Here is a 14,665-nt window from a genome sequence, read left to right as displayed (position 1 = left end):
GTGAATTTGGTACTTGGCTCTTGCCGTACCCGGCGCGTCGGGTCTGCGTCACGCAAACTCCGCGAGCCGACTTGAGTTCCAGATCCATGTCTATGCCCCCGCTGTCCTCACACCCCTTCTAAACGCACGGTCCCATCTGCGGGTTCCCGGCCCCAACGGATACAGTCACGGCCAGGCAACCACGGGGACAGGAGAGGGCCATTACCGGCAACCGGCAGACGAGCTGGGCGTTCGCCGACGCCTTTGTCGCCGAGGACGAGGCGCTGCGGTGGGCCCGGGACCGGGCGCGGGAGGCCGGGCTGCGCTCGGTGTCCCCCGGCACCGGCGCCGCGCTCGGCATGCTGGCCGCCACCGTGGACGCCAAGGCGGTCGCCGAGATCGGTACGGGCACGGGAGTGTCGGGCATCCACCTGCTGCACGGAATGCGCCCCGACGGCGTCCTGACCACGGTCGATCCGGAACCGGAGCGCCAGCAGTTCGCCCGCACGGCCTTCCGCGCCGCCGGTTTCGCGGGCAACCGCGCCCGCTTCATCCCCGGACGCGCCCTCGACGTGCTGCCCCGCCTCGCGGACGGCGGCTACGACCTGGTCTTCTGCGACGGCGACCGCACGGAAGTCCTCGACTACCTCGCTGAATCGTTGCGCCTGCTCCGTCCGGGCGGCCTGGTCTGCTTCGAGGGCGTCTTCGCGGACGGCCGCACCGTGGACTCGGGACCGCAGCCCGTGGAGGTGCTGCGGCTGCGTGAGCTGCTGCGGGCCGTCCGCGAGAGCCAGGACCTGGTGCCGTCGCTGCTCCCGGTGGGCGACGGCCTCCTCTGCGCCGTCAAACGCTGAGCGCTTCGCTGGATCTGCCGCGCTGTGCCGTCTTGGATCTGCGGGTGCACTGTGGCTGGTCACGCAGTTCCCCGCGCCCCTTCGGGGCGCTGCCGTACCGCAGCGGTATCCGGACGTTCACGCAGGCCGCGGGCCCCACGGCGGCCCCTCGTCGTCCAGCCCCCCGTCAAGCTCACGTATGCCTTCGGCCCCCGTACACAGCGCTGCCCCGGCTCGTCGTACGATGCCGGGGCAGTGCAGAAAAACGGTGAACCCTGTGGGCGCTTTCGCGTCAGCCGACAACCTTTTTCAGGGCGTCGCCGAGGGCGTCGGCCTCGTCGGGGGTCAGTTCGACGACAAGTCGACCGCCGCCTTCGAGCGGAACGCGCATGACGATGCCCCGCCCCTCCTTGGTCACCTCGAGCGGGCCGTCGCCCGTCCGCGGCTTCATGGCCGCCATGCTCGTTCCCCTTCCTGAAACCAGCTTGTCGCAGCCGACAACCCAGGTGTCAGCGGCATCGAACACATTGCTTCCAGGTCATTATCCCGCATCGCGGGACCCGATGACCAACATCAGTCGGCATCGCTTGCGCAACGCGCGTCCGCAAAACCACTCAATTCGGCGATGTGACTGCAATACTTCGCCGCCCCACACGCTTCTCCCGCCCCGCGCACTTTGACGCAGGTCACATCGGCGGCGGCGTACCGAGGGCCGATGATCTAGGTCATGCTGGGCCCGAAGCCCACCGGGCAGCGGACCACACGACAGCGGACCACAGGACAGCGGAGGGGACCCACCATGGCCGACACCGTGCTCTACGAGGTGAGCGACGGGCTCGCGACGATCACGCTGAACCGCCCCGACGCGATGAACGCGATGAACGTCGAGGCCAAGGTCGCCCTCCGGGAGGCGGCGCGCTCGGCCGCGGCGGACCCCGCCGTGCGCGCGGTGCTGCTCACCGCCACCGGACGCGCCTTCTGCGTGGGCCAGGACCTCAAGGAGCACGTGGGCCTGTTGCAGGAGGACCGCGAGACCGGCTCCGGGCAGACCATGAGCACGGTGCGTGAGCACTACAACCCGATCGTGCGAGCCCTCACCGGCATGCCGAAGCCGGTCGTCGCCGGGGTCAACGGCGTGGCGGCCGGCGCGGGCTTCGGCTTCGCCCTCGCCGCGGACTACCGGATCGTCGCGGACACGGCGTCGTTCAACACGTCCTTCGCGGGCGTCGCGCTGACCGCCGACTCCGGCGTCTCCTGGACCCTCTCGCGCCTCATCGGCCCGGGCCGCGCCGCCGACCTGCTGCTCTTCCCGCGCGGCATCAAGGCGCAGGAGGCGTACGACCTGGGGATCGCCAACCAGGTCGTGCCCGCCGCCGAGCTCGCGGAGACCGCCCTGAAGACGGCCCGCGCGCTCGCCGAGGGCCCGACCCTGGCGTACGCGGCGATCAAGGAGTCGCTCGCCTACGCCGCGGGGCACAGCCTGGACGAGGCGCTGGACAAGGAGGACGAGCTGCAGACCCGGGCGGGCGCCTCCGAGGACCACACGATCGCGGTGAAGGCGTTCCTGGACAAGGCGAAGCCCAAGTACCTCGGCCGCTGAGCAGCCCGGGGCCTCAGGCCCCGTCCCCTCAGGCCCCGTACGCTCAGGCCCCGCCCGCCTCGCGGACCACACAGTCCGCGAGGTGGTCGTTCACCAGGCCGCAGGCCTGCATCAGGGCATACGCCGTGGTGGGTCCGACGAAGCGCAGGCCGCGCTTCTTCAGCGCCTTGGACAGGGCCGTCGACTCGTCCGTGACCGCGGGCACGTCCGCGAGGGTCCGCGGCGCCGGGCGCCCGGCCGGGTCCGGGGCGAACGACCAGATCAGCTCGTCCAGTTCACCGGCGGGCCAGTCGGCGAGCACGCGCGCGTTGGAGATCGTCGCGTCCACCTTCGCGCGGTTGCGGATGATCCCCGCGTCGGCGAGCAGCCGCTCCCGGTCCGCGTCCCCGAACTCCGCGACCGCGGCGATCTTGAAGCCGGAGAACGCGGCGCGGAAGCCCTCGCGGCGGCGCAGGATCGTGATCCACGACAGGCCCGACTGGAACGCCTCCAGGGACACGCGCTCGAACAGCGCGTCGTCGCCGTGCACCGGGCGGCCCCACTCCTCGTCGTGGTACGCCACGTAGTCCTCGGTGGACAGGCCCCAGGGGCAGCGCAGGCCGCCGTCCGGGCCCGGGATCGCCCCGCCGCTCATCTGCCGTCCTCCGGTCGCTCGTCCGACGGCGCGGGGGCGCCGTGCCGCTCCTGCCCGCGCTCCGCCGCGTCGTACTTCTTGAACAGGCCGGGTCCGCCGACCGCCGTCGCCTGGGCGCCCGCGAGCGCCGACTCCAGCTCGGCGATGCGGGCGTCCCGCTCCGCCAGCTCGGCGGCGAGCCGGTCCAGGCACTCGTCCACGTCCACCATCCGATAGCCGCGGACCGTCATCGGGAAGCGCACCGCCTCCACGTCGGCGCGGCGCAGCGGGCGGTCCGGCGGCAGCGGGTCGGTCAGCCGCTCCGGCGGCGCCTCGGGCAGCGCGCCGCTCTCCCCGCCGCCGAGGACCGCGAGGGTCACCGCGCCCACCACGACGACGAGGGCGATGACCAGGAACAGGAACATGACCATCTCTGCGGTCCCCACGCTCGGATGCCGGCCGCACCGCGGCCGACACGGAAACTGTCTGGCTCCGATCGTGCCATGCGGGTGTGACAGTTAAGGTCGCAGGCGGCCGGACCGCGAGGCCGGACAGAAGAACGACAAGGAGGCTCACAGGGGATGCTCAGGCTGGGCAGGCGCGAGTTCGACGCGCACGAGCCGGTGATCATGGCGATCGTGAACCGGACCCCGGACTCCTTCTACGACCAGGGGGCCACGTTCCACGACGAGCCCGCCCTCGCGCGCGTGGAGCAGGCCGTCGCCGAAGGCGCCGCGATCATCGACATCGGCGGGGTCAAGGCCGGGCCCGGCGAGGAGGTCACCGCCGAGGAGGAGGCGCGGCGGACCGTCGGCTTCGTCGCCGAGGTGCGGCGGCGCTTCCCCGACGTCGTCATCAGCGTCGACACCTGGCGGCACGAGGTCGGCGAGGCCGTCTGCGACGTCGGGGCCGATCTGCTCAACGACGCCTGGGGCGGGGTCGATCCCAAGCTCGCCGAGGTCGCCGCGCGGTACGGGGTGGGGCTCGTGTGCACCCACGCCGGTGGCGCCGAGCCGCGTACGCGGCCGCATCGCGTCCAGTACGACGACGTCGTCGCCGACATCCTCCGTGTGACCGTCGGGCTCGCCGAGCGGGCCGTCGGGCTCGGTGTGCCGCGGGAGTCCGTGCTCATCGATCCCGGGCACGACTTCGGGAAGAACACGCGGCACTCCCTGGAGGCCACGCGGCGGCTCGGGGAGCTCGTGGACACCGGGTGGCCCGTGCTCGTCTCCCTCTCCAACAAGGACTTCGTCGGGGAGACGCTGGACACTCCGCTCAAGGAGCGGGTGGTGGGGACGTTGGCCACGACCGCTGTGTCCGCGTGGCTGGGGGCGCAGGTGTATCGGGTGCATGAGGTCGCCGAGACGCGGCAGGTGGTGGACATGGTCGCCACGATCGCTGGCCGTAGGCCTCCAGCGGTCGCCCGGAGGGGGCTGGCGTAGGCCCTGCCGGGGGCTCCCCAACCCCGCCCCTTCCCGTAACTGGGGCTCCGCCCCAGACCCCGCTCCTCAAACGCCGGAGGGGCTAAATATCTCGCCGCTGCGGCAAGGTTTCAGCCCGCCCCGGGGAAGTTTCTAGCCCGTCCGGCGTTTGAGGACGAGGCGCGAAGCGCCGATCAGCGGGGTCCAGGGGCGCAGCCCCGGTTTCGGAGAAGGGGCGGGACTGGGGCGCCCCGCGAGGGCACCGCCTAGCGGCCCACTTCCTTCGTCACCAGCGCCACCGCCTCCTCCACCTCGTCCGTGACGTGGAAGAGGAGGAGGTCCTTCTCGGAGGCCTTGCCCTGGGCGACCACGGTGTCGCGGAGCCAGTCGACGAGGCCGCCCCAGTAGGCGGTGCCGAAGAGGACGATGGGGAAGCGGGTGACCTTGCGGGTCTGGACGAGGGTGAGGGCCTCGAAGAGCTCGTCGAGGGTGCCGAGCCCGCCGGGCAGGACGACGAACCCCTGGGCGTACTTCACGAACATGGTCTTGCGGACGAAGAAGTAGCGGAAGTTGACGCCGATGTCGACGTGGGGGTTGAGCCCCTGCTCGAAGGGCAGCTCGATGCCGAGCCCGACGGAGATGCCCTTGGCCTCGCGGGCGCCCTTGTTGGCGGCCTCCATGGCGCCGGGCCCGCCCCCGGTGATGACGGCGAAGCCCGCCTCGACGAGCGCCTTGCCGATCCGGACCCCGGCCTCGTACTCGAGGGTGCCCGGCCGCGTACGGGCGGAGCCGAAGACGCTGATGGCGCTGGGGAGTTCGGCGAGCGCGCCGAAGCCCTCGACGAACTCGGACTGGATGCGCATGACCCGCCAGGGGTCGGTGTGCACCCACTCGGTGTCGCCCTCGGTGTCGAGGAGGCGCTGGTCGGTGGTGCCGGGCGTGATCTGATCGCGCCGCCGCACCACAGGACCCAGGTGCTGCTCCTCCGGCGGACCCTGTGCTTCCGGACTGCCCATGAACATCCCCTTCCACTGCCGGTCGACCCCGGCCCACCCGCACGGCCGCGCTCAACTCGTTCGTTGTGCCACTTCAGCGTAGGTCTACGGGCGTTACGCGGGGCGTAACTCCAGAAGTCGGGCGGCCGCGTCCGGCCGTGACCGGGCTCAGTCGGTCAGCCAGGCGCGCAGCCGGGCCTCGGCCTCGGGGATCTCGGACGCCCGGACGCGCTCGTCGACCTTGTGGGCGAGGATCGGGTTGCCGGGGCTGTAGTTGACCGCGGGCACGCCGAACGCGCTGAAGCGGGCGACGTCCGTCCAGCCGAACTTGGGCCGCGCCTCGCCGCCGACCGATGCCATGAAGGCCGCCGCCACGGGGTGCGTGAGGCCGGGCCGGGCGGCCGGGGAGTGGTCGTCGACGATGAACTCGTCGATGCCGCAGTCGGCGAAGTACTCGCGCACGAACGCCTCGGCCTCCTCGGGCGTGCGGTCGGGCGCGTAGCGGAAGTTGACGACGACGGTGCACTCGTCGGGGATGACGTTGGTGGCGACGCCGCCCTCGATGCGGACCGCGTTCAGGCCCTCGTGGTACTGGAGTCCGTCGACGACGGGCTTGCGCGGCTCGTACGCGGACAGCTTCTCCAGGATCGGCGTCGCGGCGTGGATCGCGTTGGAGCCCATCCACGCGCGCGCGGAGTGCGCCCGCTCGCCCTTGGTCTTCAGGAAGACGCGCAGGGTGCCCTGGCAGCCGCCCTCGACCTGGCTGTCGGTGGGTTCGAGCAGGACGGCGAAGTCGCCCGCGAGCCAGTCGGGGTGGGCCTCGGCGACCTTGCCCAGGCCGTTCAGATGCGCGGCGACCTCTTCGTTGTCGTAGAAGACGAACGTGAGGTCGCGGTTCGGCTCGGTGACCGTCTGGGCGATGCGCAGCTGCACCGCGACGCCCGCCTTCATGTCGCAGGTGCCGCAGCCCCACAGCATGCCGTCCTCGTCCAGGCGCGAGGGGACGTTGCCCGCGATCGGCACGGTGTCGATGTGGCCCGCGAGGACCACGCGCTCGGCGTGGCCCAGGTGCGTGCGGGCCACCACGTTGTTCCCGAACCGGTCGACCGTCAGGTGCGGCAGGGCACGCAGGGCCGTCTCGATGGCGTCGGCGAGCGCCTTCTCCTCGCCGCTCGGCGACGGGAAGTCGACGAGCGCGGCGGTCAGCGCGGCGGCGTCGAGCGTGAGGTCGAGCGGGGCCGCGCCTGCCGGTGCGGTCGTGGCTGCGGTGTGAGCTGGCGTCCGGTCCATGGCTTCGACCCTAACTCTCCGCGCGGGGACCACCCGCCCGGGCCCGTCCGCTCCAGTACCTTGGGGCGCGTGTCCGGAACCGCCGCCTCCGCTCGGCGCGGCCGCCTCCCGCGCATCGGGGTGGCCGTGGCCGTCCTGCTCGCGGTCGTGGGCTACGGGGTCATGCAGTACGTGTCCGGGGAGCCGGGGCCCCGGTGCGCGGTGGTGTCGGGCGACGGCGACGGGGCCGCGTACGAACTGAGCGTGGAGCAGGCCGTGAACGCCTCGACGGTCGCGGCCGTCGGCACCCGGCGCGGGATGCCGGAACGCGCCGTGACGATCGCCCTCGCGACCGCGCTGCAGGAGTCCGGCCTGCACAACGTCCGCCACGGCGACCGCGATTCGCTGGGCCTGTTCCAGCAGCGGCCCTCGCAGGGCTGGGGCACCCGGCGGCAGGTCATGGACCCGGTGTACGCGGCCGGGCGGTTCTACGCCCGCCTTGCGGAGGTGCCGGGCTATGCGCGGCTGCCCCTGACGGTGGCCGCGCAGCGGGTCCAGCGCAGCGGCTTCCCGCAGGCGTACGCCAAGCACGAGCCGGACGCCGTCCTGCTCGCCGCCGCCCTCACGGGCCGGGCGCCCGCGACCCTCACCTGCGAGGGGCGGCCCGGCGCGGACCCCGGCGGCCCGGAACGGGTGCGCCGGGCGCTGGTGCGGGACTTCGGGGCGGAGGTCCTGCCGAAGGGCGACGCGGCGGGCGGAGTGGTCCGCGTGCCGGTGCCGGAGGCGGTCGCCGCGGGCGGCGGCGCCGCGCGACGCGGCTGGGAGCTGACCCACTGGGCCGTGGCCCACGCCTCCGCGCTGCGCATCGAGCGGGTCTCGTACGCGGGCCGCGAGTGGCGGGCCCGGAGCGACGGTTACGGCACGTACACGCCATCCACCGGGGATTCTGTGGATTCCGCTGCGAATTCCGGGGATTCTGTGGATTCCGCGGATTCTGCGGATTACGGGCATGGATGGCGAAAGGCGGAGGCCGGTCCGCAGAAGTCCGAAGTGAGCGAAAATACCGGGTCCGACGGTGCCGCGCATGACTCCGGCGGCGCATCCGGCGGGGTCGGCACGGGCCCCGGGCCCGCCGGTGAGGTCCGAATCGTCACTGGGCAGTAGTGCGGCCGATCACTCGAAGGGGGCATGGCGGTCGCCGCGCGGTGACACCTGTGGCGGATGTTCGCGCGACCCTTCGCGCATGTCACAAAGCCCTTGGGAACAAAGGGTTTCACGGGGTTCAAGCCGTCAGACGCGAACGCTGTTTGCCCGATTTTATCCGGACCTGATTATGCGACGCATTGCCAACTCTTTACGTTGGCGCACCGCAACCTTCAAGGCCTTCGAGCGGTAGTCACTGCGTCCGAGCGCCGCAGTCCGCACCGCGCCCCGCAGTACGGATCGGCCGGGCACCTCACACGTTCTCTCCGTTCTGAAGGAGCATCATGTCCCTCCCCCTGACCCGTCGGATCGCCCGTGCCGCGCTGCTCGTTGCGGCAGCGGCACCCGTGGTCGGTGCGGCCGGCTCCGCCAGCGCCGCCGAGCTCCCGGCCGCCCCCGCGCTCAGCGGGGTCACCACCCTGGACGGCGCGAACGTGGGCGACGCCGTCGACGACGCGGCCCGGAACGTGACCGACCTGGCGGGGCAGGCGGGAAGCAAGGCCGTGAAGAACGCCGCACCCGCCGCGGGCAACGCCCTCGGCAAGAGCGTGCGGACCGCCGCGCCCGCCGCCCAGCAGGTCGGCGGTGACCTCGCCGGATCCGCCGGTGACGTCGTCGGCGACACCGCGGGCACGGCCACCCAGGGCGGCCTGCCCACCGACGCGCTCGGCAAGGGCGCCCCGACCGACCAGCTCCCGCTCAAGGGCCTGCCGCTCGGCTGACCCGCCGCGGACACACGACCGATCCACCCGCGTACGCACTCCCCGCCCGCGTACGCCGAAGGGGTGCGGGAGGCCCACCGCCTCCCGCACCCCTTCTTCGCGTCGTGCGCGCCCCGGCAGCGCCGGGTCCCGCCTCACCGCAGGCGCGACACCGCCGCCGCCACCCGCTCGTCCGTCGCCGTCATGGCGACCCGGACGAAGTTCCGCCCGGCCTCGCCGTAGAAGTCGCCGGGCGCCACCAGGATGCCCAGGGAGGCGAGGTGGGCGACCGTGTCCCAGCACGACTCGTCGCGGGTGGCCCACAGGTACAGGCTCGCCTCGCTGTGCTCGATGCGGAAGCCGTGGCCGAGGAGGGCGTCGCGCAGGGCCGTGCGGCGGGCGGCGTACCGCTCGCGCTGCTCGTGGACGTGCGCGTCGTCGCCCAGGGCGGCCACCACGGCCGCCTGCGTCGGGGCGGACGTCATCATCCCGCCGTGCTTGCGGATCTGCAGCAGATCGCCGAGCACGTCGGCGTCACCGGCCAGGAACGCCGCCCGGTACCCGGCGAGGTTCGAGCGCTTGGACAGCGAGTGCACCGCGACGAGGCCCTCGAAGGAGCCGCCGCACACGTCCGGGTGCAGGACCGACGTCGGCTCCGCCTCCCAGCCCAGTTCCAGGTAGCACTCGTCGCTCGCCACAAGCACTCCGTGGCCGCGCGCCCACGCCACGACGCGCGTCAGTTCGTCCTTTGACAGGACACGGCCGGTCGGGTTCGAGGGCGAGTTGAGCCAGAGCAGCTTCAGGTCCGTCGGGTCGAGGCCCGCCGTCTCGGGGTCCGCCGCGAGCGCCTCCGTGTCGTACGTGACGTACTCCGCGCGGGCCAGACGGGCACCCACCTCGTACGTCGGGTAGGCGAGCCGCGGGTAGGCGACCTTGGAGCCGGGGCCGAGGCCGAGCTGGGTCGGGAGCCAGGCCACGAGCTCCTTGGAGCCGACGATCGGGAGCACGTTCCGGTGCGTGACGCCGCGCGCGCCGAGGCGGCGCTCGCACCAGCCGGTGAGGGCGTCGCGCAGCTCCGCGGTGCCCCACACCGTGGGGTAGCCCGGTGAGTCGGCGGCGTCGATCAGCGCCTTCTGGATCAGCTCGGGCACGGGGTCGACCGGGGTGCCCACGGACAGGTCGACGATGCCGTCCGTGTGGGCGGCCGCCGTCGCCTTGTAGGGCTCGAGCTTGTCCCAGGGGAAGTCGGGGAGGCGGTCGCGCGGCGACGCTCCACGGGTGCCGGACGGGCGGTCGGTGGGTCCAGACACGGACGGGCTCCAGGGGTGTGTAGTTCGACAAACGCCCCGGTCCCGTACAGCGGAAAGAGCCGTACGGGACCGGGGCGGCGCTCGTGCGGCCGCTTACTGGTTCTGCGGCGGCAGCGCGGCGATGAAGGCGTGGTCGCGCTCGATCAGGCCGAGCTTGCTGGCACCACCGGGCGAGCCGAGGTCGTCGAAGAACTCGACGTTCGCCTTGTAGTAGTCCTGCCACTCTTCAGGAGTGTCGTCTTCGTAGAAGATCGCCTCGACCGGGCAGACCGGTTCGCAGGCTCCACAGTCGACGCATTCGTCCGGGTGGATGTACAAGGACCGCTTGCCCTCGTAAATGCAGTCGACCGGGCACTCCTCGATGCACGCCTTGTCCTTGACGTCGACACAAGGCTGCGCGATGACGTAGGTCACGCTGTCGTTCCTCCTCGATACGGGCGTTGGCGGGCCGTCCTCAGGCTCCGCTCGCCTGGCGCGCGGGAGCGCGGCGTCGTCGATGCCCGCACCTAGTATCTCCGTTCCCGGGCATGATCCGAACAGGAGGGGCGTACAGAGCTGTGGAATTCACCGCCGGCGGACGACTCGAGGTCCGAATCACCCCATCTGACGTGGGCAAACGTGTCTCTGTCCGACGCCTGGTCGAAGGTGGGGCGCCGTCACAGGAGTTCACCGACACGGTGGGCGTTCTCACATCGTGGACTGACGGTGTGCTGGTGATCACACGCAGGGACGGGGAAATCGTCCGGATCGCCCAGGAAACGCTGGTCGCGGGCAAGACCGTGCCCGCCACGCCCGCCCGCCGACGCGGCCCCGCGGCCACGTACGAGGAGCTGGCGCGGGTCGCGGCGCGGGCCTGGCAGCCGGTGGAGAGCGAGCGGCTCGGCGACTGGGAGCTGCGGGCCGCGGTGCAGGAGCCGTCCTCTGGAGATTCCACCGGGCGCCGGGCGGGGTTCACGCGGCGCGCCAACTCCGTGCTGCCGCTGGGGGATCCGGGGCGCCCGCTCGACGAGGCGCTCGGCTTCGTGCGGCGCTGGTACGCCGACCGGGGGCTGCCCGCGTACGTGCAGACCGCGACCGGGGGCGCGGGCACGCAGGAGCGGCTGTGCGCCGAGCTCGTCGAGCGGGGCTGGGAGCGGGAGGTGAGCGCCGAGCTGCGGGTGGGCGCGCTCGCGCCGGTCGGGGACCTCGACGTGGAGACCGGGCACGTGGCGCTCTCGCGGTCCGTGGGCGCGGACTGGCTCGGCCGCTACCAGCGGTCCGGGGAGGTCGGGCCGCAGGTCCTGCACGTGCTCGGCAGCGGCCCTTCGGTGTGGTTCGCGACCGTGCCCGGCGGCGAGGGGCCGCCCGCGGCGATCGGGCGGTGCGTGGTCGACGGGCGGTGGGCCGGGTTCATGGCGGTCGAGGTGGATCCGGCGCGGCGGCGCGCGGGCCTGGCGACGGCCGTGATGGCGGCCCTCGCGCGCCGGGCGCTCACGGAGGGCGCGTCGGCCGCGTGGCTCCAGGTGGAGCAGGACAACGGCGGCGCGCGGGCCCTCTACGACCAGATGGGCTTCGCGACCCACCACCACTATCACCACTACCGGGAACCGGAACGAGACGGTCCGGGTGGTGGCGTAGGACAGTGAGCCACCGCGGGGAACCGTCGAGGGGGTGACCCGGAAGGGTGACGGGAGGTGAAGGGCCGGGGAGGCCGCCCGGGTCGTGACGGGCGGTGCGCGCGTGAGCTGTCCTGAGTGACGGAAACGACCAAGACGCGGTCGGTCCGGACGACGGAGAGTGCGGACAGCGGGCGCGGGCATGAGCGGTGCGATATGGCCAGTCACCGGGGGGCCCGACGCTTACGGCTAAGGTCCCCCGGGAATTTGCCTCACCGGCAACGCGACGGGGGACACCGCACGACCGCTCCACCACAGGCCCCAGGGGCACCGCCCGACCTCGGCGCCCCGGCGACCGCACCACCGGCAACCGCACCACGGATGAACCCGACCGGAGAATCCCACCGGTGCCAGACAGAAACGACAGAGGCACGGATGCGCGCACAGCCCGCGAAGTCCAGTGAATGGCGGCGCAGGTTCGCCGACGAGGCCAGGTCCGAGCGGCCGGACCTGTCCCTGTTGTGCCTGCTGCTCAGCGGGGAGGCGGACCCGGAGCTGGACGAGGCGGGCATCGACGCGGCGCAGATCGAGCTGGACAAGCTCGCCGGACAGCTGCCCTTTCGTCCCGGCGGGCCACGCGAATGGGCGGCGGCGGCCGCCGAACTCCTCGGCGGGCAGCACGGGTTCCACGGCAGCCCGCCGGACTACCAGCGCCTGGAGTCGTCCCTGCTCCACCAGGTCCTCAGGCGCAGGCGGGGCCTGCCGATCCTGCTCTCCGTCGTCTGGATCGAGGTCGCCCGGCGCGCCGGGGCGCCGGTGTACGGCGTGGCGCTGCCCGGCCATTTCGTCGTCGGCTTCGGCTCCCCCGACGCCTACGGCAAGCCGGAGCAGGTGCTCGCCGACCCGTTCAACGGCGGCCGGCTGCTGTCCACCGAGGACGCCGAGCAACTGGTGGCGCAGGCGTCGGGCGGCAGGCTGAACCCCTCGCTCCTGTCGGCGGCCGACCCCCTGAACATCATGCTGCGCATCCTCAACAACATCCGCGCCTGGGCCGCGGCCCGCTCCGAGCGCTCCCACGTGGCGCTGTGGGCCCTTGAGCTGTCCCTGCTGCTGCCCTCGCACCCGGCCCGGCTGCGCTACGAACGCGCCCATCTGCTGGTCGAGCGCGGCGACTTCCTGGCGGGCGCGCGGGGTCTGGACGAGTACGCCGAGGTGGTGGCGTCGATCGAGCCGACGACGGCGGAGCGGGTGCGCCTGGAGGCGCGGGCGGCGCGGGCGAAGCTGAACTGAGGGGTGGGGGGGCGGCGCCGCTCTGGAGGGCGGGGCGGGCGCGGAGCCGGGCTGGAAGGGCCGGGGGCGCGCGGTGTTCGTATGCGATGACCGTAGGCGGTCTCCGTAGGCGAAGTGCTTGGCCCGGGCATCGACCGGTAGCGATCGGTCCGGACGGGCACCACGGACGTATGCACCCCCGACCCGCACGGACCACACCGTGGCGCCGGGCCTTCGCGGCCGAGGCCAGGGCCGAGCGGCCCGACCTCGCGCGGCTGTGCCTGCTGATCGGCACGGAGGCGGACCCCGCCCTCGACGCGCGGGGCATGGCGGCGGCACGGCGGCGTCTGGACCGGCTCGCGGCCCTGCTGCCCGCCGGTCCCTGCTGCCCGCGCGCGTGGGCGGCCGCCGTCGCCGAACTCCTCGGCGTGCGGTGCGGGTTCGGCGGGCGCCCCGGCGACTACCAGCGCCTGGAGTCGTCCCTGCTCCACCAGGTCCTGCGGCGCGGGCGCGGCCTGCCGATCCTGCTCTCCGTCGTCTGGATCGAGGTCGCCCGGCGCGCCGGGGCGCCCGTCCATGGCGTCGCCCTGCCCGGCCACTTCGTCGTCGGCTTCGGCCCGCACGACGCGTACGAGAGATGCGTACTGGCCAATCCCTTCGACGGCGGACGGGTCCTGAGCCCCCTGGACGCGCAGCTGATGGTCGCCGGGGCCACCGGGGCGCCGCTCGACCCCGCGATGCTGCGGCCCGCCGGTGCCCTGGACATCGTGCGGCGCGTCCTCAACAACATCCGCGCCTGGGCCGCCACCCGCCCCGAGCGCGCCGACGTCGCCCTGTGGGCCGTCGAACTCGCCCTGCTCCTGCCCGCGCACGAGAACCGGCTGCACTACGACCGGGCTCAGCTCCTCGTCCGGCTCGGCGACTTCCGCACCGGCGCCGCGGAACTCGACGCGTACGCCGAGGCCCTCGCCGCCGACGACGAGGAGGCGGCGGACCGGGTGCGCAGGCAGGCGAGCGCGGCGCGGGCACGGCTCAACTGACCGGTCCGGCGGGGCGGCTCGGTCCGGCGGCTCGACCGGGCAGCTCGACCAGGCGGCTCGACCGCGCAGCTCGACCCGCCGCTCAGAGCCAGCCCTTCTCGCGGGCGATGCCGACCGCCTCCGCGCGGTTGCGGGCCGCCAGCTTCTGGATGGCCGTCGACAGGTAGTTGCGGACGGTGCCCTGGGAGAGGTGCAGGGCGGCGGCCAGCTCGGCGTTCGTGGCGCCGTCGGCCGCGGCGCGCAGGATCTCGCGCTCGCGGGCCGTCAGCGGATTGGCGCCCTCGGCCAGGGCGGCGGCGGCCAGTGTGGGGTCGATGACGCGCTCCCCCGCGAGGACCCGGCGCACGGCGTCGGCGAGTTGGGACGCGGGCGCGTCCTTGACCAGGAAGGCGACGGCCCCGGACTCCATGGCGCTGCGCAGATAGCCGGGCCGCCCGAAGGTGGTGAGCACGACGACCTTCAGCTCCGGCAGGGCCTCGCGCAGCTCCGCGGCCGCCTCGATGCCGGTGCGGCCCGGCATCTCGATGTCCAGGAGCGCCACGTCCACGTCCCCCGCCCGGGCGGCGTCGAGGACCTCGTCGCCGCGGGCCGCCTGTGCGACGACCTCGATGTCCGGCTCCAGGCCGAGCAGCGCGGCGAGCGCCTCACGGACCATCGACTGGTCCTCGGCGAGGAGCACGCGGATGGGGCGGGCGGGGGTGTCGGGGGCGGGCCCCGTGCCGGGCGCCGACGCCGTCCCGTGGACGGGCCCCGTGCCGGGCGCCGACGCCATCCCGCGGGCGGGCCCCGTGCCGCCGTCCGCCCCGGTCCCGCCCGCTGCCCCCGTGGCCTCCACAG

General features: G+C 73.2%; 16 protein-coding genes. 8 read left to right on the top strand and 8 right to left on the bottom strand.

The features are described 5' to 3' along the window. The first annotated feature begins 134 nt into the window (after positions 1-134). The gene (locus OO63_RS30080; RefSeq protein WP_078619455.1) at positions 135-833 is read left to right on the top strand and encodes an O-methyltransferase; all 699 of its coding nucleotides are present in this window, start codon (positions 135-137) and stop codon (positions 831-833) included. A 271-nt stretch (positions 834-1,104) separates the two neighbouring features. On the opposite strand, the gene OO63_RS44055 is transcribed toward OO63_RS30080, so the two are convergent. After that, positions 1,105-1,272 (bottom strand): DUF3117 domain-containing protein, encoded by a 168-nt coding sequence (locus OO63_RS44055; RefSeq protein WP_003966491.1) that lies wholly within the window; start codon positions 1,270-1,272, stop codon positions 1,105-1,107. 339 nt (positions 1,273-1,611) lie between these two features. Here OO63_RS44055 and chcB point away from each other — a divergent pair, with 339 nt between their 5' ends. Then, positions 1,612-2,412 carry a 2-cyclohexenylcarbonyl CoA isomerase gene (chcB, locus tag OO63_RS30075; protein WP_030359771.1) on the top strand — a complete coding sequence of 267 codons (801 nt, stop codon included), beginning with the start codon at positions 1,612-1,614 and terminating at the stop codon, positions 2,410-2,412. 43 nt (positions 2,413-2,455) lie between these two features. Here chcB and OO63_RS30070 read toward each other — a convergent pair whose 3' ends face one another. Both OO63_RS30070 and OO63_RS30065 read right to left on the bottom strand, forming a co-directional pair. Continuing rightward, the gene (locus OO63_RS30070) at positions 2,456-3,046 is read right to left on the bottom strand and encodes a DNA-3-methyladenine glycosylase I (protein WP_030359770.1); all 591 of its coding nucleotides are present in this window, start codon (positions 3,044-3,046) and stop codon (positions 2,456-2,458) included. After that, on the bottom strand, positions 3,043-3,456 hold the full coding sequence (locus OO63_RS30065; protein ID WP_030359769.1) for a DivIVA domain-containing protein: 414 nt from the start codon (positions 3,454-3,456) through the stop codon (positions 3,043-3,045). The genes OO63_RS30070 and OO63_RS30065 overlap by 4 nt, the downstream gene beginning before the upstream one ends. Positions 3,457-3,606: 150 nt before the next feature. On the opposite strand from OO63_RS30065, the gene folP reads away from it, so the two are divergent. Beyond that, positions 3,607-4,467, top strand: coding sequence for a dihydropteroate synthase (gene folP, locus OO63_RS30060; RefSeq protein WP_030359768.1), 861 nt, complete (start codon positions 3,607-3,609; stop codon positions 4,465-4,467). A gap of 245 nt (positions 4,468-4,712) precedes the next feature. Here folP and OO63_RS30055 read toward each other — a convergent pair whose 3' ends face one another. Beyond that, on the bottom strand, positions 4,713-5,462 hold the full coding sequence (locus OO63_RS30055; RefSeq protein WP_051811337.1) for an LOG family protein: 750 nt from the start codon (positions 5,460-5,462) through the stop codon (positions 4,713-4,715). Between the two features lie 147 nt (positions 5,463-5,609). Next, positions 5,610-6,731, bottom strand: a complete 1,122-nt coding sequence (gene dapE, locus OO63_RS30050; protein WP_030359766.1) for a succinyl-diaminopimelate desuccinylase — start codon at positions 6,729-6,731, stop codon at positions 5,610-5,612. A 120-nt stretch (positions 6,732-6,851) separates the two neighbouring features. Between dapE and OO63_RS30045 the strand changes: the two genes are divergently transcribed. Together OO63_RS30045 and OO63_RS30040 are read left to right on the top strand one after the other, a co-directional pair. Then, a complete protein-coding gene (locus tag OO63_RS30045) occupies positions 6,852-7,874 on the top strand; it encodes a heavy metal transporter (RefSeq protein WP_428835933.1) in 1,023 nt (340 codons plus the stop codon). Between the two features lie 323 nt (positions 7,875-8,197). Further along, positions 8,198-8,635, top strand: coding sequence for a hypothetical protein (locus OO63_RS30040; protein ID WP_030359764.1), 438 nt, complete (start codon positions 8,198-8,200; stop codon positions 8,633-8,635). Between the two features lie 134 nt (positions 8,636-8,769). Here OO63_RS30040 and OO63_RS30035 read toward each other — a convergent pair whose 3' ends face one another. Together OO63_RS30035 and fdxA are read right to left on the bottom strand one after the other, a co-directional pair. Beyond that, positions 8,770-9,924, bottom strand: coding sequence for a bifunctional succinyldiaminopimelate transaminase/glutamate-prephenate aminotransferase (locus tag OO63_RS30035; protein WP_051811332.1), 1,155 nt, complete (start codon positions 9,922-9,924; stop codon positions 8,770-8,772). Positions 9,925-10,017: 93 nt separating this feature from the next. Next, the gene (fdxA, locus tag OO63_RS30030) at positions 10,018-10,338 is read right to left on the bottom strand and encodes a ferredoxin (protein ID WP_030359762.1); all 321 of its coding nucleotides are present in this window, start codon (positions 10,336-10,338) and stop codon (positions 10,018-10,020) included. A gap of 143 nt (positions 10,339-10,481) precedes the next feature. Here fdxA and OO63_RS30025 point away from each other — a divergent pair, with 143 nt between their 5' ends. The 3 genes from OO63_RS30025 (at position 10,482) to OO63_RS30015 (ending at position 13,828) form a co-directional block, all read left to right on the top strand. Next, a complete protein-coding gene (locus tag OO63_RS30025) occupies positions 10,482-11,549 on the top strand; it encodes a GNAT family N-acetyltransferase (protein ID WP_030359761.1) in 1,068 nt (355 codons plus the stop codon). A 405-nt stretch (positions 11,550-11,954) separates the two neighbouring features. Next, positions 11,955-12,809 (top strand): transglutaminase-like domain-containing protein, encoded by an 855-nt coding sequence (locus tag OO63_RS30020; protein WP_030359760.1) that lies wholly within the window; start codon positions 11,955-11,957, stop codon positions 12,807-12,809. 170 nt (positions 12,810-12,979) lie between these two features. Then, complete coding sequence (locus OO63_RS30015) at positions 12,980-13,828, top strand: transglutaminase family protein (RefSeq protein WP_030359759.1); 849 nt, start codon at positions 12,980-12,982, stop codon at positions 13,826-13,828. 82 nt (positions 13,829-13,910) lie between these two features. On the opposite strand, the gene OO63_RS30010 is transcribed toward OO63_RS30015, so the two are convergent. Beyond that, entirely contained in the window at positions 13,911-14,600 is a 690-nt protein-coding gene (locus OO63_RS30010; protein WP_078619458.1) for a response regulator transcription factor, read from the bottom strand. Positions 14,601-14,665: the final 65 nt, after the last annotated feature.

Source organism: Streptomyces alboflavus (genome assembly GCF_000716675.1).
GTDB classification, from domain to species: Bacteria; Actinomycetota; Actinomycetes; order Streptomycetales; family Streptomycetaceae; genus Streptomyces; species Streptomyces alboflavus.
Note: the sequence above shows the minus strand (reverse complement) of the source record. Positions and strands in the feature narration are given on the sequence as shown.

Coding starts and splice junctions, on each gene's coding strand:
- OO63_RS44055 (WP_003966491.1), bottom strand. CDS start 1,272: ATGGCGGCCATGAAGCCGCGGACGGGCGACGGCCCGCTCGAGGTGACC.
- chcB (WP_030359771.1), top strand. CDS start 1,612: ATGGCCGACACCGTGCTCTACGAGGTGAGCGACGGGCTCGCGACGATC.
- OO63_RS30070 (WP_030359770.1), bottom strand. CDS start 3,046: ATGAGCGGCGGGGCGATCCCGGGCCCGGACGGCGGCCTGCGCTGCCCC.
- OO63_RS30065 (WP_030359769.1), bottom strand. CDS start 3,456: ATGGTCATGTTCCTGTTCCTGGTCATCGCCCTCGTCGTCGTGGTGGGC.
- folP (WP_030359768.1), top strand. CDS start 3,607: ATGCTCAGGCTGGGCAGGCGCGAGTTCGACGCGCACGAGCCGGTGATC.
- OO63_RS30055 (WP_051811337.1), bottom strand. CDS start 5,462: ATGGGCAGTCCGGAAGCACAGGGTCCGCCGGAGGAGCAGCACCTGGGT.
- dapE (WP_030359766.1), bottom strand. CDS start 6,731: ATGGACCGGACGCCAGCTCACACCGCAGCCACGACCGCACCGGCAGGC.
- OO63_RS30040 (WP_030359764.1), top strand. CDS start 8,198: ATGTCCCTCCCCCTGACCCGTCGGATCGCCCGTGCCGCGCTGCTCGTT.
- OO63_RS30020 (WP_030359760.1), top strand. CDS start 11,955: ATGCGCGCACAGCCCGCGAAGTCCAGTGAATGGCGGCGCAGGTTCGCC.
- OO63_RS30015 (WP_030359759.1), top strand. CDS start 12,980: ATGCACCCCCGACCCGCACGGACCACACCGTGGCGCCGGGCCTTCGCG.
- OO63_RS30010 (WP_078619458.1), bottom strand. CDS start 14,600: ATGGCGTCGGCGCCCGGCACGGGGCCCGTCCACGGGACGGCGTCGGCG.